At 41.4% G+C, this 17,663-nt stretch carries 20 protein-coding genes; all 20 read right to left on the bottom strand.

Annotation, left to right across the window (positions count from 1 at the left end):
- Window positions 1-9: 9 nt before the first annotated feature.
- Genes M2353_RS08195 through M2353_RS08100 form a run of 20 tightly spaced genes read right to left on the bottom strand, consistent with a single transcriptional unit; the run spans window position 10 to window position 17,662 of the window.
- Complete coding sequence (locus M2353_RS08195) at window positions 10-471, bottom strand: chemotaxis protein CheW (RefSeq protein WP_045034266.1); 462 nt, start codon at window positions 469-471, stop codon at window positions 10-12.
- Window positions 472-495: 24 nt separating this feature from the next.
- Window positions 496-2,523, bottom strand: a complete 2,028-nt coding sequence (locus M2353_RS08190) for a chemotaxis protein CheA (RefSeq protein ID WP_024720362.1) — start codon at window positions 2,521-2,523, stop codon at window positions 496-498.
- Between the two features lie 5 nt (window positions 2,524-2,528).
- Window positions 2,529-3,611, bottom strand: coding sequence for a protein-glutamate methylesterase/protein-glutamine glutaminase (locus tag M2353_RS08185; RefSeq protein ID WP_284725231.1), 1,083 nt, complete (start codon window positions 3,609-3,611; stop codon window positions 2,529-2,531).
- Window positions 3,608-4,513 carry a MinD/ParA family protein gene (locus M2353_RS08180; protein WP_058337350.1) on the bottom strand — a complete coding sequence of 302 codons (906 nt, stop codon included), beginning with the start codon at window positions 4,511-4,513 and terminating at the stop codon, window positions 3,608-3,610. Before M2353_RS08180 ends, M2353_RS08185 begins: the two co-directional genes overlap by 4 nt.
- Window positions 4,510-5,628: a flagellar biosynthesis GTPase FlhF gene (gene flhF / locus M2353_RS08175; protein ID WP_284725230.1), complete on the bottom strand. Its 1,119-nt coding sequence runs from the start codon at window positions 5,626-5,628 to the stop codon at window positions 4,510-4,512. The genes M2353_RS08180 and flhF overlap by 4 nt, the downstream gene beginning before the upstream one ends.
- Window positions 5,628-7,661 (bottom strand): flagellar biosynthesis protein FlhA, encoded by a 2,034-nt coding sequence (gene flhA, locus M2353_RS08170; protein ID WP_008344782.1) that lies wholly within the window; start codon window positions 7,659-7,661, stop codon window positions 5,628-5,630. The genes flhF and flhA overlap by 1 nt, the downstream gene beginning before the upstream one ends.
- A 29-nt stretch (window positions 7,662-7,690) precedes the next feature.
- Window positions 7,691-8,779 (bottom strand): flagellar biosynthesis protein FlhB, encoded by a 1,089-nt coding sequence (gene flhB / locus M2353_RS08165; protein WP_039166670.1) that lies wholly within the window; start codon window positions 8,777-8,779, stop codon window positions 7,691-7,693.
- Window positions 8,776-9,555 (bottom strand): flagellar biosynthetic protein FliR, encoded by a 780-nt coding sequence (gene fliR, locus M2353_RS08160; protein ID WP_007499578.1) that lies wholly within the window; start codon window positions 9,553-9,555, stop codon window positions 8,776-8,778. Before fliR ends, flhB begins: the two co-directional genes overlap by 4 nt.
- A 6-nt stretch (window positions 9,556-9,561) precedes the next feature.
- Window positions 9,562-9,831: a flagellar biosynthesis protein FliQ gene (fliQ, locus tag M2353_RS08155; RefSeq protein WP_003211206.1), complete on the bottom strand. Its 270-nt coding sequence runs from the start codon at window positions 9,829-9,831 to the stop codon at window positions 9,562-9,564.
- A 16-nt stretch (window positions 9,832-9,847) separates the two neighbouring features.
- Window positions 9,848-10,513: a flagellar type III secretion system pore protein FliP gene (fliP, locus tag M2353_RS08150; protein ID WP_007499580.1), complete on the bottom strand. Its 666-nt coding sequence runs from the start codon at window positions 10,511-10,513 to the stop codon at window positions 9,848-9,850.
- Window positions 10,506-11,165, bottom strand: coding sequence for a flagella biosynthesis regulatory protein FliZ (fliZ, locus tag M2353_RS08145; protein ID WP_024720357.1), 660 nt, complete (start codon window positions 11,163-11,165; stop codon window positions 10,506-10,508). Before fliZ ends, fliP begins: the two co-directional genes overlap by 8 nt.
- An 18-nt stretch (window positions 11,166-11,183) precedes the next feature.
- Window positions 11,184-11,546, bottom strand: coding sequence for a chemotaxis protein CheY (cheY, locus tag M2353_RS08140; RefSeq protein WP_003212360.1), 363 nt, complete (start codon window positions 11,544-11,546; stop codon window positions 11,184-11,186).
- Between the two features lie 27 nt (window positions 11,547-11,573).
- Window positions 11,574-12,695, bottom strand: a complete 1,122-nt coding sequence (gene fliY / locus M2353_RS08135; RefSeq protein ID WP_284725229.1) for a flagellar motor switch phosphatase FliY — start codon at window positions 12,693-12,695, stop codon at window positions 11,574-11,576.
- A complete protein-coding gene (gene fliM, locus M2353_RS08130; protein ID WP_008354483.1) occupies window positions 12,685-13,683 on the bottom strand; it encodes a flagellar motor switch protein FliM in 999 nt (332 codons plus the stop codon). Before fliM ends, fliY begins: the two co-directional genes overlap by 11 nt.
- 32 nt (window positions 13,684-13,715) lie before the next feature.
- Window positions 13,716-14,144, bottom strand: coding sequence for a flagellar basal body-associated protein FliL (fliL, locus tag M2353_RS08125; RefSeq protein ID WP_007499592.1), 429 nt, complete (start codon window positions 14,142-14,144; stop codon window positions 13,716-13,718).
- Window positions 14,141-14,356, bottom strand: a complete 216-nt coding sequence (swrD, locus tag M2353_RS08120; RefSeq protein ID WP_008344794.1) for a swarming motility protein SwrD — start codon at window positions 14,354-14,356, stop codon at window positions 14,141-14,143. Before swrD ends, fliL begins: the two co-directional genes overlap by 4 nt.
- A 37-nt stretch (window positions 14,357-14,393) precedes the next feature.
- Entirely contained in the window at window positions 14,394-15,188 is a 795-nt protein-coding gene (flgG, locus tag M2353_RS08115; protein ID WP_047945916.1) for a flagellar basal body rod protein FlgG, read from the bottom strand.
- Window positions 15,189-15,209: 21 nt separating this feature from the next.
- Window positions 15,210-15,653: a flagellar hook assembly protein FlgD gene (gene flgD, locus M2353_RS08110; protein ID WP_041507305.1), complete on the bottom strand. Its 444-nt coding sequence runs from the start codon at window positions 15,651-15,653 to the stop codon at window positions 15,210-15,212.
- Window positions 15,653-16,975 (bottom strand): flagellar hook-length control protein FliK, encoded by a 1,323-nt coding sequence (locus tag M2353_RS08105; protein ID WP_284725228.1) that lies wholly within the window; start codon window positions 16,973-16,975, stop codon window positions 15,653-15,655. The genes flgD and M2353_RS08105 overlap by 1 nt, the downstream gene beginning before the upstream one ends.
- Window positions 16,976-17,662: a MotE family protein gene (locus M2353_RS08100; RefSeq protein WP_007499599.1), complete on the bottom strand. Its 687-nt coding sequence runs from the start codon at window positions 17,660-17,662 to the stop codon at window positions 16,976-16,978.
- Window position 17,663: the final 1 nt, after the last annotated feature.

The raw sequence follows: 17,663 nt of genomic DNA, 5'->3' as shown, positions 1-17,663 counted from the left end.
ACATCCCCCTTAATGAACAGGTGCATCTTGCACGCTCTTGTCGAGGACCGCACCAGCATGAATGATATTGAATAGACGCTGATCATGCTTAATAATTCCTGTCACCCATGACAGTCCTTCTTTTTCAGCTGAATCAGTAGAAGTTTCTACCTCTTCCTGATGAACAGTAATGACATCATTTGCTTCATCAACAATCCAGCCGACTTCAATGTCACCAACTTGTACAATAATCATTCTTGTTTCGTCTGTAATCTCGTTGTCAGTTGATCCAAGTCTCACTCTAAGGTCAATGACAGGTGTCACGACACCACGTAGATTAATGACACCGCATATATAAGGGGCAACGCCAGGAACTCTTGTCGGCTGCTGCCATTTTTCAATGGACTTTACTTCTGATACTGAAATGGCGTATTCTTTTTTGTTTACGATAAACACAATCATCTTTTCGCCAGTTTTGATATCTGTACTCATTTCAGACCGCTCCTCTATTGTTTTTTACTTAATCAGTGCATTACAGTCAACGATGAGTGCAACCTGACCGTCACCTAAGATTGTTGCGCCTGATATCGCAAATACGTTTGGTAGGTAATCTCCAAGTGATTTTAATACAACCTCTTGCTGACCGATAAACGAATCGACCACAAATGCTGTTAGCTTGTCTCCTTTACGGACAACAATAATGTGCAGTTCTTCTTCTAAATCATTCGCATTTGGTACGTTGAACTGTTTCTTCAAGTACACAACCGGTACGATAAATCCACGGAAATCAATGACTTCACGATCATGCGTTTGAAGGATGTCACTCTTCTTAATGACAGCTGTTTCTATAATAGAAGAAATCGGAATAGCAAATGTTTCTTCCTCTAGTTTCACAAGAAGTACGGAAATGATCGATAATGTGAGTGGAAGCTGAATTGAGAACAGTGAGCCTTGACCTTCTGTTGAGTTAATACTCACAGAACCACCTAATGATTCCAGCTTGTTTTTCACAACGTCAAGACCTACACCTCGGCCCGAGATATCAGAAATCGTATCAGCTGTAGAGAACCCTGCTGCAAAGATCAATGAATCAATTTGGTGATCTTCAAGTGTTTCCGCTTCTCTTTCTGTAATAACCCCGCGCTCTAATGCTTTTTCAAGGACCTTTTTACGGTTAATCCCGCCGCCATCATCTTCGACTTCAATGAAGACATGGTTTCCGCTATGATATGCTTTTAAAAGAACAGTTCCTTTTTCTGGTTTGCCTTTTTTCACACGTTCTTCTGGTGATTCAATCCCGTGATCGAGACTGTTTCTAAGTAAGTGTAATAGCGGATCGCCAATTTCATCGATCACTGTTCGATCAAGCTCTGTCTCAGCACCTTCAATGATCAGTTCAATTTTCTTATTGAGCTCTTTCGTCAATTGACGAATCATACGTGGGAATCTGTTAAACACCGTTTCTACAGGCACCATTCTCATGTTCAAGATGATCGATTGCAGGTCTCCAGAAATACGGGACATTCTTTCCACTGTATCCGTGAGTTCGTTGTTTTCAAGTTCTTTAGCAATCTGTTCTAAACGTCCTCTATCAATGACAAGCTCTTCAAACAAGTTCATAAGTGAATCCAGACGATCGATGTTGACACGGATCGTTTTCGTTCCGCCGGCAGCTGCACCGTTATTGCCATTTGCTTTTGGCGCATCGTTTGCTGGCGCTTTAGCAGCAGGAGCTGCGACTTCTTCATTTTTCTGCTCAGGTTTCTCTGCTTTTGTTTCAGCCGGAGCCGCTTCTTCAAAGGCAGAGACTTCAGAAATCTCCACTTGTTCAACCTCTGAGATCGCTGTCACGATTTTTTTCACTTCTTCCATCGGCTGTTTCGATAAGTAAGAAATGCTGAATTCAGATTCAAAATCTTCTGATTCTAAAAGTTCTGCATTCGGAACCGTTTTGACAACTTCTCCTGCTTCGTTCAGTCTTTCAAAAATCATATAGACACGAACGGCTTTTAATAAGCATGCGTCACTTAATGTCACGTTCAGCTCATAACATTTAAAGCCTTGTTCTCTCGCTTCATCAAGAACTGTTCGTTCAAATTCGTTATAGTCTAGGTCGCTTGCAGCTGATGATGCTTCAGCAGTCTCAACGGCAGATGCTGTTTCTGCATGGCTTCCTGTCACATCTAGTTTTTTACTAATCTCCGTGACATCACGTTTTCCATCCCCGCCCTCTGCAATCGATTGAACCATCGCTTCAAGGTGATCAAGTGCTTCAAACATCGTATCCATTGATTCAGGAGTGACAATCATTTGTTCGTTTCTGATGGCATCAAACATGTTTTCTAAATGATGTGTTAATTGAGCCATATCATCAAAGCCCATCGTTGCACTCATGCCTTTCAGTGTATGAGCGGCTCTGAATATATCATTCACTAGCTGCAAGTCTGTTGGGTTCTTTTCTAATTCAAGAAGTTTTTCATTACAAGTTTGTAAGTGTTCTCTGCTTTCATCTAAAAAGATATCTAAGTATTGGTTTACATCCAACGTGTTCACGCCCTCTCTTTTTTCATGGTGCTTATAATTGCATGTGCGATGTCATCCACATGCCTTGTTTCATGTGCAAGGCCTGCTTTAATGACTGATTTAGGCATTCCGAAAACAACACATGATTCTTCTTTTTCTGCAATGACTTTTGTATGACCGCTTGCGACCATTTTTTTGACACCTTCTGTGCCGTCACTACCCATTCCTGTCATAATGACAGCGATTTTCTCGTAACCTTTTATCTTGCTGATGGATTCAAATAAATAGTTAACAGAAGGTTTGTGACGGCTGTCAGTGTCTTCTGGGGACAGCCTGATCACTAAAGCTGCCCCTTGTTCATGAAGTGACATATTCAATCCACCAGGAGCTATGTAAGCCACTCCATTTTTAGCGATGTCTCCATCTTGAGCTTCTTTGATCGTAATTTGTGATAAATGATCTAATCTAGTAGCCAGCGATGCCGTAAATCCTGCCGGCATATGCTGCACAATCAAAATCGGCGCCTCTATGTCTTTTGGCAGCTTCGTGACGACTCGTTGAAGCGCCCTAGGCCCTCCCGTAGAAGTTCCGATTGAAATAATCTTTCGGAGTGATGAACCGCTTCTTACTTCTTGCAGGCGGGGAGCGGCCGCTGGAATTGGACTTGGCGGCTTCATGAACGGCTTAGGAGAAACTTGTTTCTCAGTACGTTTTCTCGACAGGCCTGCCGCAAGTACCCGCTCTACAATTTGACCTCTTACTTTGTGTAAATCGAGCGAAATACTTCCTGAAGGCTTTGTCACAAAGTCAAAAGCACCGAGTTCTAAGCAATGGATGGTTAATTCCTTCCCTTGCTTCGTCTGGCTTGACACCATAATCACAGCAAGGTCGTGTTCAGCCAGAATTTGTTTTAATGCTTCTGTTCCATTTAGAACAGGCATTTCCACATCAAGTGTGACAACATCTGGATTCAATTCCTTAATCCGCTTTAAGGCATCTTCTCCATTTCGCGCCGTTCCGACGACTTCAATTTCTTGCTCGGCACTTAGGAAATCACTGATGAGTTTTCTCATAAAAGCCGAGTCATCTACTACAAGCACTCTAATCATGAGTCCACTTTCCTCCTTTTAAAAAAAGAGGACAACTTATCTATAAACGTATGCTGCTCTCTCCGTGCCTCTCTTATCTGCTGATGATACAGTGTTTCAGCTAGCATTTTAATGGTTTTACTTAGCCTTGAATGAGGCTGCTTCATATAAAATGGCATTTGTTCAGTGACTGCTTTAGGAACAGCAGGATCATCAGGCACCGCCCCAGCAAACACAAGCTTTCGGTGTAGAAAGGATGTCACCACTCCTGCTAATTTCCGGTACGTTTCAGACCCTTCTGACGGGGTTTTACACCGGTTGACGATGATTTGAACAGACTGTTCAAACTGATGAATGGCTAAGTGCTTAATTGCGCTGTAGGCATCCATGATGGATGTTGGTTCTGGCGTTGTCACAACGACCACCTCTCCTGCCGATAAGACAAAAGGGAGTTGATCTTTTGACAAGCCTGCACCCATATCAAAGAATATACAATCAAAGTCATTCAATATTTTCTCCATCTCTTCTAAAAAGAACGACCATTGATCTTTGTCTAAAGAAAACAGCTGTTCAAGCCCGCTTCCGCCAGAAATGTAATACAGATTGTCCGTTCCTTTTGTCATAGCCGCTTGGAAGGATTTTTTTCTAACAAGCACGTCTAATATAGAGCTGGTCGATGTTTTCCCTAGTAAAATATCAATATTCCCCATGCCAAAGTCGAGGTCGATGATGAGCACTTGCTTGCCCGTACTTGCGATAGACAGTGCCATATTCAGCGTTAAATTCGATTTACCTACTCCGCCTTTACCGCTCATGACAGCAATGGTTTTCGCCTGTCCATTCGCACGAAGAGTGTTCGGTACAATCAGTTGATTCTGCTGAACAAGCTTTCTTAAACCTTCGGCTTGGTCAGGCTTCATCATTGTAAGACCATCCTTATCAAATCAAGGGGGGAACTCTCAAGAATATCCTCAGGCACATTTTGGCCATTTGTTAAAAACCCGAGCCCGATTTGAGATTCTGCAATGATTTGAAAGATCGTTCCCATCGTGTCTGTTTCATCAACTTTTGTAAAAATAAATTGATCGATTGGAACGTGTTCAAAACGTTTGACCATGGCTTTCATATCTTGATATTTCGATGTCGCACTCATGACGAGAAAACTTTGAATGCTTTCATCAAATGGAATGATATCTGTCAGCTCTTTGATGTACGCCTCTTCTTTAAAGTTACGGCCTGCTGTATCGATGAAAATATGATCATAGTCTTTAAAAGTCTGCTGTGCTTTCACAAAGTCCTCTCTTGAATAACAAACCTCAAGAGGTGCATTCAGCAGTTCAGCATATGTTTTTAGTTGTTCAATCGCTGCAATCCGGTACGTATCTGTTGTGATAAAAGCAATTTTCTTTTGCTGCTGAATAGCCGTTTTCGCAGCCAGCTTTGCAATCGTTGTCGTTTTACCAGCACCAGTTGAACCAAACAGCACAATGTATTTCGAACGAATCATCGGCTCATCAGAAGTGTGAGCCGGCAGCATCCCTGTGAGTAGTTTTTCAAGTTCTTTTTCAATCTGCTCTTCTTTCACAGCACCTTTTGTTAAAAGACCCTTTAAGCACTCATCTCGAATCTCATCATCAAGACCTTGATCCTTTAGCTTTTGATCCATTTTCATGAGAGAATGCGGCAAGATCCCGGCATGGCGTTCGTTTCTTGCATATTCTATAGGCTGAGAATGAGAAGGCGTTGCTTTGACTGCTTGAGCAGCAGCCGGCAGCTCTTGTGTAAGGTGTTGAGTCTGCTCCTTTTTCGGTAACACCGGGATAGGCGCAGCTGCTGGTTGTAATCCTTTACCGGCTCTTTCTTCAAAATCTTGATCTAGCACCGCAATCACTTCGACCATTTGCTGTTTCTTTAAACCGAACAGCTTTCGTTTGACAACGGTTTTCGAATTTAATATGACGGCATCCTTCCCAAGCTGCTGCCTGATTTGGATCGTTGCCTCCTGCATAGAATTCGCTGTGATTTTTTTCATTTTCATTAGATATCCACCACTCCGATGCTCTGTACTTCCACATTTGCTTCTAGTTCGTTATAAGATAGTACCGGTAAATCTGGGAAATATCTTTCTAACAACTGTTTGACGTACATTCTTATAGGAGGTGAGCATAATAGAACCGGCGTTTCCTGACGAAGCGAAAGCTGTTCAATTTCTCTCGCCACTGATTGAATCACACTTTCAGAGGATTCTGGATCTAACGATAAATAATTCCCATGCTCTGTTTGCTGCACGCTGTCTGCAATTACCTTTTCGACTCGGCCTGAGCATGTCACGACTTTCAGTGATTCATTTTCTCTTGCATACTGTGCAGTAATCTGTCTTGCAAGTGCCTGTCTAACATACTCTGTTAGCAAGTCTGTATCAGTCGTTAATTTTCCGTAGTCTGCAAGGGTCTCAAAAATGGTCACAAGATTTCGAATGGAGACCTTTTCTTTCAGAAGCTTTGCAAGTACTTTTTGGATATCCCCGACTGCTAGTGGATTCGGTGTTACCTCATCTACTAGAACTGGATAACTTTCTTTCAGATGATCGATTAATTGCTTCGTTTCTTGGCGTCCAAGCAGCTCATGGGTATTTTGTCTAATCTTCTCTGTGATGTGGGTAGACACAACAGATGCTGGATCGACCACTGTATAGCCAAGCATTTCAGCCTGATCTTTTTCTGCTTCTGATATCCATTTTGCCGGCAGACCAAAGGATGGTTCGATTGTTTCAATTCCTTCAATCGGATCATCATCAGGCGTTGGAGACATCGCTAAGTAATGATCGAGCAGCAGCTCTCCTTTTGCCACTTCGTTCCCTTTTATTTTGAGCCTGTATTCATTCGGGTTCAGCGCAATGTTGTCTCGAATACGGACAACTGGAATGACAAGACCTAGTTCAAGAGCAAGCTGCCTTCTGATCATGACAATTCGGTCTAGCAGGTCTCCGCCTTGATTGGCATCTGCAAGCGGGATCAACCCGTAGCCAAATTCAAATTCAATGGCATCCATTTGCAGGAGATGAATGACGCTTTCTGGACTTTTCATCTCTTCTACCTCTGCCTGTTCTTCCAGTACTTCTTCAATCTCTTCTTGATCCTGTTTGTTTTTCGACATCATGTACGCACCGAGTGCAAGTAAACCTGCGATCGGCCCTGTCAAAAGTACGCCAATTGGCGTAAACAATCCAAGCAGGAAGATCGTACCTGCTGTGACATAAAGCATGGCAGGGAAGGCAAAGAGCTGACCCGTAATGTCTGAACCAAGGTTTCCGTTAGAAGCCGCTCTCGTGACAACAATCCCTGTCGCTGTTGAAATAAGAAGTGCAGGGATCTGCGAAACAATTCCATCACCCACTGTTAAAAGAGTAAAGTGGGAAGCTGATTCTTGAATTGACATTCCTTGCTGAATCATCCCAATAATGATGCCAAAAATAATATTGATAATGACGATAATAATACCTGCGATGGCATCCCCTTTAACGAACTTACTTGCACCATCCATTGCACCATAAAAGTCTGCTTCTCTTGCTACTTTTTCACGGCGGTTTCTAGCTTCACTTTCTGTCAGCATTCCTGCATTCAAATCTGCGTCAATACTCATCTGTTTACCTGGCATCGCATCGAGTGTAAATCTGGCCGCAACCTCTGATACACGCTCTGCCCCTTTGGTGATGACAATAAACTGAATGATGATCAGAATAAGGAAGACAACCAGACCAACGAGTATATTGCCCCCAACAACAAATGATCCAAACGTTTCTACAACCTTACCAGCATCTCCAGTTGATAAAATAGAACGGGTTGTAGAGATGTTAAGCCCTAAACGAAACAGTGTTAAGAGCAAAAGCAAAGATGGAAAAATGGAAAATTGCAGTGGTTCTTGCATGTTCATTGTGGTGAGAAGCACGATAAGCGCAAGAGAAATATTAATAATGATTAAAATACTTAATAGGATGGGCGGAAACGGTATGACCAGCATCGCCACGATTAAAATAACACTGAATAAAACAGATAAATCTCTTGCTGACATGCCTGTTCTCTCCTTTTAAAACCAAAAATTCATAAAATCTTTTGTTTCGTTTTATATACGTAAGCCAAAATTTCTGCGATCGCCTTAAAATACTCTTCCGGCACCGCTTGGTCGATATCCACTTGATCATAGAGGGCGCGGGCGAGTGGCCGGTTCTCTACAGTCATGACATCATGTTCTTTCGCAATTGTTCTAATTTTCAAAGCCAAAATATCTGTTCCCTTTGCCACAACAAACGGCGCGTCCATCTTTTCTTCGTCATATTTCAAGGCAATTGCGTAGTGGGTCGGGTTTGTAATGATGACGTCCGCTTTTGGGACTTCCTGCATCATCCGTCTCATGGCCATTTCCCTTTGCCGCTGTTTAATTTTTGATTTTATGAGCGGGTCACCCTCTGATTTTTTATACTCATCTTTGATGTCTTGTTTAGACATCCGTAAGTTTTTTTCATAATCAAATTTCTGATACATATAATCAAGCCCTGCTAAGATCATGAGAGCACCTGCTGCATATAGACCCATAATCAAGGTCATATTTGCCACGAAATGAAGAGTTTCCTCTGCTGTTAATAAAGGAAGCCTCAGGATATCGTCAAAGTGCATCCAAAGTGCAATAAATGTCGCAAAACCAATTAAACCAATTTTCAAAATGGATTTTAATAGCTCTACGAGGGCTCGAATACTGTATATTCGTTTAAACCCTTTGATTGGATCGAGTTTTTCTAATTTCGGTTTGATTACTTCTGTCGAAAAGAGAAAGCCAACCTGCAAATAGTTACTAATGATCCCTGCCAGCATACCAACACCAAGGATTGGCATGAGGAGGAGTCCTGTTTCCTGAAGCAATTCCACAAATAGTTGATGAATATTAGATGTGCTAACCTTCATTAGCATCGTTGTTGAATAAAAACGTTCAATGAGCGCAATAATACGCTCTTTCATAAAAGGCCCAATAAAAAAGAATGATAAAAAGATTAGTAGAAATGAGATGGCTGTATTGACGTCGGTACTTTTGGCAACCTGCCCTTTTTTACGTGAATCCCGTCTCTTTTTCGGTGTTGCTTTTTCTGTTTTTTCACCTGCGAAAAATTGCAAGTCGAGTCTAAGTCTTGTCGTCATGACGAACCACCGACCAATGCTAAGAAATTCCTCATGGTGAGCACAATCGTTTCAAATGTATTTTGGACGACCCCGAAGATGACACCCATACAAATGATGATCATAATAAAACTCACGCCCATTTTAATGGGCAGTCCAACGACAAATACGTTCATTTGCGGAACTGTACGTGCCACAATTCCTAATGCCAAATCGACTAAAAACAAACTAGCCACAACAGGTGCTGAGATTTGAAAGGCTATGATGAACATTTGGTTGAAGCTCTTTGCAATAAAGTAAGCAAAGGATTCACTACCGAAGTTCAGCGCATACTGATCAACTTGAATATATTGAAAACTGTAATAGATTCCATCAAGCAGCAAATGATGAGCATTTGTTGCCAGCATTAGTAGCAAGGTCACCGTATAAAAAAACTGCCCCATCAGCGGCGTTTGCGCCCCTGTTTGTGGATCAATAATATTGGCAATCGCAAAACCCATTTGAAAATCGATGAATGAGCCGGCAATTTGAACTGCGGACACCATGATATATGCAATCAGTCCAAGCAGAAGTCCGACCATTGCTTCTTTCACGGCAAGCATCATGTAAAGACCGTCGATATCGAGTGCTGGCGGTTCTTTAATGGTGCTAAAACTAATGACAGCCAAAAACAGTGAAAAACCAACTCTGTGAACTGCTGGTATCGTTCGATGCGCTAATAGCGGCACTGTCACGAAAAAAGCGGTGATCCGAATGAAAACGAGAAGAAAGGCAGGAAATAATTCTATGATTGACATCTCTGATTAACCTGCAAATCGATCTAAATTCGAGAACAGCTCTGTTGTAAATGACACAATTGTTGAAAGCATCCACGGACCAAACACAACAAGTCCAATGAGCACTGCAACAATTTTTGGAATGAACGCAAGCGTCTGTTCTTGGATTTGGGTTGTCGCCTGAAACACACTGACAATTAGTCCCACGATTAGTGCGAGCGCTAGAAGCGGCCCGCTGACAAGTAATACAACATACACTGATCTTTCAGCCATCGTAATGACAAATTCTGAACTCATGTTTTAAGCACCTACTCTAAAAGCTTTGCAGCAAAGATTTAACAATCAAATACCATCCATCAACTAATACAAATAACAATATTTTGAAAGGGAGCGATATCATAACCGGCGGAAGCATCATCATCCCCATCGACATCAGGACACTTGCGACCACCATGTCAATAATTAAAAATGGAATAAAAATCATAAAACCAATTTGAAATGCCGTCTTTAATTCTGAAATTGCAAACGCTGGTACCATCGCCGTTAAGGGAATATCTTTAATCGATTCAGGGGTATCCATTTTTGCGTAACTAAGAAATAAAGCCAAATCTTTCTGTCTCGTATGTTTACTCATAAACTCTTTAATTGGCACTTCGGCTTTTTCATAGGCCTGATTTAACGTAATATCATCATTTAAAAGCGGCGTGAGTGCCTCTTTATTAATCTCTGAGAACGTGGGTGCCATAATAAAAAATGTGAGAAACAAAGCAAGTCCTACAAGCACTTGGTTTGGCGGCATTGAGTTGGTTGCAAGTGATGTTCTGACAAACGAAAGAACAATCACAATTCGTGTAAAACAGGTCATTAAAATAAGAATGCCTGGTGCAACTGAAAATACAGTTAACAATAAAAGAAGACGGACAGATGTGCTAATATTCCCTGCGCCACTGGAATTAAATAAATCGATAAACTCATTCATTTTGTTTCGGGCCTTTCTTTCTGACTTCTGATTGGGTCTTTTTCAATTCGGCTAGCTGCGCCTTTAAATTGGCTGAAAAAGAAGAAGTGGTCGGCTGATCGTGTTTCTTCACTTGCGATGTTAATTTTTGCATCATTTTCGGTAAGTCAGTCTTACTTTCCATCGCTTCTTCGTATTGTTTCACAATCGCTTCGCATTCTTGTTCATCATCGATTTCTTTTAGCAGCTGGATTGAGTCTGCTACGCCGACAACTAATACTCGTTTGCCCACTTTGATCAGCTGAACTGAACGATTTTGACCAACCGTCGTTCCGCCAATATTTTCAACATAGCGAAATGGCTTGAGTAAGCGGTTTTGCTTTCCAACAAATCTCACCAATCCGTAAATGAGCAGGATGACAAAAAGTAAGGCACCAATCATTTTGACAAAATCCATAATGGAGACAGAAGAAGAGGGAACTTCTTCTGCCGGATTCGTTTGATTGTCAGTGGTTTTCTTTTCTGTATCCTTTTTGCTTTCTTTCTCATCTTTGAGCCAGTCATTCACTGTGCCATTTTCAGGATCTTTTGTTTCAGCAAACAGTGAGGCTGGCTGCGCTGTCAAGAAAAGCATAAAACTGATCATTGCTATACATATCAAACGTTTTTTCAACAAGTCTTACACCCTTTTTTAGCCTAACGTTTTATTAATTGCTTCAAGTACACGGTCTGCCTGGAATGGCTTCACGATAAAGTCTTTTGCACCTGCTTGAATGGCATCAATAACCATTGATTGTTGTCCCATCGCTGAGCACATAATGATTTTTGCAGAAGCATCGATTTGTTTAATTTCTTTTAATGCTGTGATCCCGTCCATTTCTGGCATTGTGATATCCATTGTGACTAGATCAGGAGATGTTTCTTTAAATTTTTCAACAGCTTGTGCGCCGTTTTCTGCTTCTCCTACTACATCAAATCCGTTTTTTACAAGAATATCCTTAATCATCATTCTCATGAATGCTGCATCATCTACGATTAATACCTTAGTAGCCATTTACTTATTCTCTCCCTATATGTTTGTTTATTTTAAATTAGAAAGTCTTTCAGACTGACTTAAAATGTCAGTCACACGTACACCAAAGTTCTCATCAATGACAACAACTTCTCCTTTGGCGACGATTCGTTTGTTGACCAGAATGTCGACTGGCTCACCTGCAAGTTTGTCCAGTTCAATGATACTTCCAGCGGAAAGTTCAAGTACTTCTTTCACACTGCGCTGCGTTCTTCCAAGCTCCACTGTAATGGAAAGTGGAATATCCATCAGCATATCAAGATTACCGAGCTGACTTGTTGTATGCTGAGGCTCACTAAATGCCTCAAATTCAACTGGCGCCACATTGACTGGTTCTGCCGGCTTTGGCTTCGCCTGTCTTTTCGGCGGTGCCGATTGCTGCATAGGAGCAGATTGTGCTTGCGGAGCAGCCTGCTGTGGTTCAGGTGCACTCTGAGGTACTTCTTGAACCGGCTCTTCTTCCGCTGGGTCTGTTAATTCTGCAATCAAATCTTTCGCAAACGTAATAGGGTAAAGCTGCATAATATTTGAATCTATGAGTTCACCTATTGTTAATCTAAAGGACACTTTGACAAGCATCTCTTCAGCTGGAATGCGGTCTGTGCCTTCTCCTTCTTTCACATCAAGCAACTCAACGCGAGGCGGAGAAATATCAATCTTTTTATTAAAGACTGTTGACATGGACGTCGCTGCTGAACCCATCATTTGGTTCATCGCTTCTTGTACTGCACTTAAGTGAATTTCACTTAACGACGGGTCAGCATTTGTTCCATCTCCGCCCATCATTAAATCCGCAATGACTGCCGCATCGGTTTGCTGGATGACAAGCAGGTTACTAGCGCTGAAGCCTTCCGTATAATTCACTTCAATCGCGACATACGGATGAGGAAATTCCTCATTCAGCTTGCTTTTTTGAATCACTGTGACAGTTGGAGTTGTAATCTCCACTTTTTGACTTAATAGGGTTGAAAGTGCTGTTGCAGAGCTTCCAAATGATATATTTCCGATTTCCCCAATGGCATCTTGTTCCATTGCAGAAAGGAGTGTATCAGGCTCTATATCGTCATTGCTGCCTCCTTTAAGGAGCGCATCGATTTCATCTTGTGATAATTTACTTCCGTTATTCTCCATCTTCTTCACCTCTTATGTCGTGATCTAGAATTTGAATCGCCTGTTTCCGATTCACGCGGCCGGCCTGTCCCAAGAATTTCGGTTTATTTCCGACCATAACAGTAAGAGGCGCATTTACTGGTTTGTCCAAGGCAATACAATCACCAATTTCCAAATTCAAAAACTCTTCCACCGTCATTTCCGATTGTCCAAGCTCTGCGACTACCGGTATTTTCGCCGTCATAATCCGTTTTTCAATGGCCTTTGTTTCTTCTTGTTTCGGTTCATTTCGTTCAGATTGCATCCAGTAGTGTACAGACAGCTTCGGAATAATAGGCTCTAATACTACGTGAGGAATACAGAGGTTAATAACCCCGCTTACCTCACCAATTTGTGTATTAAGAGAAATGACGACAACTGTTTCATTTGGTGACACCATTTGAACAAACTGGGGATTTACCTCGAAATCTGCCATTTCTGGCTCGATGTCAGTTATGGACTGCCACGCTTCTCTGTAGTTTTCCAAAGCTCCCTCAAACATGTTTGAGATAATCTTTGTTTCGATTTCTGTCAGTGATTCTGTCTTATTATGACTAATGCCAATCCCGCCCATCAGCCTATCCATCATGGCATAGCCAATCGTTGGGTTCACTTCAAGCATGATTCTTCCTTCAAGCGGGCTGACGTAAAATAAGTTTAATAATGTCATATTAGGAATCGAACGAATAAATTCTTCATATGGCACTTGGTCAACCGAGCTGACAGAAATTTGAATATATGATCTTAGCTGCGCTGAAAAGTGTGTGGTAAGCAGTCTAGCGAAGTTATCATGAATTCTTGTTAAACTTCGAATCTGGTCTTTTGAAAAGCGCAGTGCACGTTTAAAGTCGTACACTTTCACTTTTTTCGTCGTTTCTTCTTTTTTCAGCTCTTCTGCATCCATTTCGCCTGTTGATATGGCGGATAATAATGCGTCGATCTCATTCTGGGAAAGCACTTCTCCTGACATTTCTTCACCTCCATCGTGTCAATTAATCGCCTCTATTGCAGATTAAAGGAGGTTATATAAACTTCTTTCACCTTGCCATCTTGCAAATAGTTATTCACTTTGTTTTTGACCTGTGTTTTAAAATGTTCTCTGCCTTTTTTGCCATCAAGTTCATCTGCATTCGTGTCTGATAAAATGTCAATCACGGCATCTTTCACTTGGAAGCTTCTTTTTTCAAGCTCTTCTTTGGCTTTTTCTGAATCAGTTTCAATATTTAGTACAAGTTTAACCGCATTTCCTTCAGATTTTAAATTGGTCACAATCTCAGGAATTTCAACAGAAGCTTTTACGACTTCATCTGCTGTTGGCTCTTTTTCTGCTTTTGCTTCGTCTGACCCATTCACCAGAAAGACAATACCTGCTCCAATTCCGACGATAGCAATAATCATGATTAGCATTACTACGACTAATTTCTTCTTCATTCAAACTCCTCTATTCCTTGATTCAATGAAATGACTTGGATTTTTCTATAGAAAGAAATGATTTTCTCCTGAAGCTGCTCTTCATCTTCTTTCACAACGAATTTCTTTCCATTGGCGAGTGTAATGGTCGTGTCTGGAAAGCTTTCGATTTGCTCAATATGGAGAGCGTTGAGCATAAATCCTTTGCCATTTAATCTTGTCACTTCAATCATATTAAGCAGAGAAGCGATAAACCGCTCCCCCTACCTCCTATCGTTTCAGATTCACAAGTTCTTGCAGAATTTCATCAGATGTTGTGATCGTCTTTGCATTCGATTGGAATCCACGCTGTGCGATAATCATTTCTGTAAACTCGTCTGTTAAATCAACGTTTGACATTTCAAGTTTACCTGTTTGAAGTTCACCTGTTCCTTGAGTTCCAGGAGCCATGGCATTACTTGGTGCACCGGAACTGAGCGTTTGGCGATATAAGTTATCCCCAACTTTATCTAGTCCTCCTGCATTACTGAAAGACACAAGTGATACTTGTCCAACAGTACGAGAAACGTTGTTCTCAACAACAGAAACGGTCCCATCTGGCCCAACACTAACACTTGACACATTGTCTCGTGGAATGTTGATTCTTTGCCCATCCATGCCAAGAAGATAGTTTCCATCAGATGTTACCAAATCCCCTTCTGAATCAGGTTTGAAGTTCCCTGTTCTTGTAAAAAGGATTTCACCTTGCTTTTCAATACGGAAAAATCCATCTCCATTAATATAGAAATCATATGGTTCGTCAGTATTTTGAGAAGAACCTGATGTCATGATTTTATCAATAGAAGATAAAGCTGATCCTAATCCAACTTGTTTTGAGTTGATTGAACCAGAGTTATTCGTCGGTCCACCAGAACTTGCAATGGTTTGACTGACCATATCTTTAAAAGTGATACGGCTTTTTTTGTATCCATGTGTATTGACGTTGGCCACGTTATTGGCTACAACATCTAATTTTGTTTGGAAGTTTTTCATTCCGCTAATTCCTGAGTAAAGTGAGCGTAACATTTATTTTCCTCCTCGATTTGCTTACGATTTTTCTCCAACAGTTGTAACATCCCATGGGCTGATTTTCGTTCCATCTTCTAAATATAGGAAGTATTCATTGTTTATGTTTTTCACAGACTTCACAGTGCCAGATATGTCTTTATCATCTTGTTTGCCCGCTACTTCTTTACCAATCCAGCCTACATATGTCGTAAATGGATCTTGGTGTGCAACAAATGTAGACATGATCTGATTCATTTGAGTGATAGATTCGTTCATATTCATTTGCTGTTCTAAAGAAGAAAATGTTGCAAGCTGTGTGACAAACTCACGGTCATCAATCGGGTTTGTCGGATCTTGGTTTTGAAGCTGCGTAAGCAAGATTTTCAAGAACTGATCTCGGCCAAGTGTATCTGTTTTCTTTGCTGCGTTTGAAGAAGTGTCCGCTTGTGCGGCTGTTCTATTCGTCGCATCAACAGTTGCCATTAGATCTCCTCCTCTTCTTCTTCTGATCCAACAAGCGCATCTAGTACATCTTGGAATTCAGCTTCCTGTTCATCAGGCTGCTGGAAATTTTGTCCTTTTGATGGCTGCTGCTTGCTTTCCTCATTAAATTGTCCAAAAGACGGCTGCTCATTTGACTGAAGCGGTATATGGAAACGGTCAACTTGAACCGACATATTCGGTAGCGCCTGCTTGAGCTGCGGCAGATGATGCTCGAGCAGCTCTTTTGCTGCTTGCGTTGAAGCTGTAATTTTACTTGCATACATTCCGTTTTGTTTCGTTAGCTGGATGGTAATAAACCCTAGATTTTCTGGATTTAATCGTACGGTAAACCGTCCGCTTGAATTACCAAATGGTGTGAACTTCATTTGTTTCCACGTATTTAAAATCTGCTGATCAACCGTGCCTGGCTTTTCGTCAGTTGTTTGCGTCTGCTGCACAGGAGCAGCTGATTGCAGTTGGAAGAACTGTTTATGCCCTGGAAGCAGCGTATGGGTGATTGTTTTTTCAGAAGCAGGTGCCGTAGTGCCTTGACCTTTGGTGACTTCTTTTTTCATAAGCCATTCAAGTGAGGCAGCACCTTTTGCTGGAGATGAGAAGGAAGATTCTTGCCTTGGAGCAACCATTTCTTTTAACTCTCCTAAGGAAATTTTCCACTCTTTATCTGACCCTTTCGCATTCGCCATCATATGATCGATTAACTGATTAAAGTGTTTCAGCTCGCTTTGCGACATATTATTCAGCTTAGGTGCCGATCCTTGCGAGAAGAACTGCTCTTTTACTTGTTGAATGAGCTTTTCATCTGCTCCGTTTTTCGTTAGAAACTTGATGAAATCTTCACCTTTTGCTTGAATATCCTGTACAAGTTTTGCATCAAAGCTCACCGGCTGCTGATTCAGTATTTGATATAAGAAAAAGTGGACTTGTATGAGCTGTTCACTATGTTCAGCAACTGGCTTCTCATCCTGATCGCCATAGATCACCGATTCCATCTTTTGAAATAGCTCTTCAAGTGACATTAAGTCTGCCCCTTCAAGCTTTTGCCCTTGCAGCGCCTGAAGTGCCGCAAGAAGATCTCCATCTATTCCTTCTTCAGGTGATTGCATCCATTTTCCAATGATTTGCATCGCATCATTCATGGATAGAGTGGTTTCCGCTGGCTGAGAAATAGCTGGACCACTTTGAATACCTGCGCCATTTAACAATTGTTTAAACAGGCCGCGAGCAGATACTGCCCCCTCTCCCTTTAGTCCCGAGAGACCTTGGGAAGATTGCTGTAAGGCTCCAATGTCCAATAGCTTCACTTATTGTCCACCTCCATTTTCACTTTCTTCTTTTTTGGCAAGCTCCTTCGTGAACGTTGCTGCCTTCTGAGGTGTCAGTTTTGCTAATATGTCCGTCAGCTTATTTTTACTCAGCTCTTCAAGGATCTTCAAAGCTTCTTTATCACTTAGCTCTGATAGAATTTTGGCAGATTTCCCTGCATCCATGCTTTCATAAATGCTGGCGACCTTTCCTTTTGATTGCTGATTAGAAGATGCTGACGAATCAGTTGAAGATCCTGATGCGTTATTACTTGATGATGTACTGTTTGATGAACTGTCACTTGCTGACGTGTTCTCTTTATCAGATGTTTTTTCAAGTGAATTGATTTTTTGATTCAATCGTTTAATCTCTTCATCACTTGTCTTCAAGTCTTTTTGAGCAATTTCAAGTTCATTCTCTTGTTCTTTAATCGTCTTTTTCAACGCTTTCAACTCTGTATCACGTTGATCGTTATTTGAAGATGACGTTTTTGATGTGTCATCTGATCCAACCAAGCTGCTAATCCCTGGGATGTTTTGGAGCGGTTTCTTTAGATCATAACCTGCCATATAAAGGATTGTGCCCGTTACAATCACAAGCACAACCAATGGGATAATGACAATAAACAAGATCCATTGAAATTTACCGCCGCCGCTTGATTCCTTTGTTTTTTCCTTCTTAGGCATT

It is taken from the genome of Bacillus aerius, from assembly GCF_029894105.1.
In the GTDB taxonomy this organism is placed as follows: Bacteria; Bacillota; Bacilli; order Bacillales; family Bacillaceae; genus Bacillus; species Bacillus altitudinis.
This window is presented reverse-complemented; position numbering and strand designations above follow the sequence as displayed.

Coding starts and splice junctions, on each gene's coding strand:
- M2353_RS08185 (WP_284725231.1), bottom strand. CDS start 3,611: ATGATTAGAGTGCTTGTAGTAGATGACTCGGCTTTTATGAGAAAACTC.
- fliY (WP_284725229.1), bottom strand. CDS start 12,695: ATGGAGAATAACGGAAGTAAATTATCACAAGATGAAATCGATGCGCTC.
- flhF (WP_284725230.1), bottom strand. CDS start 5,628: ATGAAAATGAAAAAAATCACAGCGAATTCTATGCAGGAGGCAACGATC.
- cheY (WP_003212360.1), bottom strand. CDS start 11,546: ATGGCTACTAAGGTATTAATCGTAGATGATGCAGCATTCATGAGAATG.
- flhA (WP_008344782.1), bottom strand. CDS start 7,661: ATGTCAGCAAGAGATTTATCTGTTTTATTCAGTGTTATTTTAATCGTG.
- flgD (WP_041507305.1), bottom strand. CDS start 15,653: ATGGCAACTGTTGATGCGACGAATAGAACAGCCGCACAAGCGGACACT.
- swrD (WP_008344794.1), bottom strand. CDS start 14,356: ATGATTGAAGTGACAAGATTAAATGGCAAAGGATTTATGCTCAACGCT.
- M2353_RS08195 (WP_045034266.1), bottom strand. CDS start 471: ATGAGTACAGATATCAAAACTGGCGAAAAGATGATTGTGTTTATCGTA.
- fliL (WP_007499592.1), bottom strand. CDS start 14,144: ATGAAGAAGAAATTAGTCGTAGTAATGCTAATCATGATTATTGCTATC.
- M2353_RS08100 (WP_007499599.1), bottom strand. CDS start 17,662: ATGCCTAAGAAGGAAAAAACAAAGGAATCAAGCGGCGGCGGTAAATTT.
- fliQ (WP_003211206.1), bottom strand. CDS start 9,831: ATGAGTTCAGAATTTGTCATTACGATGGCTGAAAGATCAGTGTATGTT.
- fliM (WP_008354483.1), bottom strand. CDS start 13,683: ATGTCAGGAGAAGTGCTTTCCCAGAATGAGATCGACGCATTATTATCC.
- flgG (WP_047945916.1), bottom strand. CDS start 15,188: ATGTTACGCTCACTTTACTCAGGAATTAGCGGAATGAAAAACTTCCAA.
- M2353_RS08180 (WP_058337350.1), bottom strand. CDS start 4,513: ATGATGAAGCCTGACCAAGCCGAAGGTTTAAGAAAGCTTGTTCAGCAG.
- flhB (WP_039166670.1), bottom strand. CDS start 8,779: ATGACGACAAGACTTAGACTCGACTTGCAATTTTTCGCAGGTGAAAAA.
- fliR (WP_007499578.1), bottom strand. CDS start 9,555: ATGTCAATCATAGAATTATTTCCTGCCTTTCTTCTCGTTTTCATTCGG.
- fliP (WP_007499580.1), bottom strand. CDS start 10,513: ATGAATGAGTTTATCGATTTATTTAATTCCAGTGGCGCAGGGAATATT.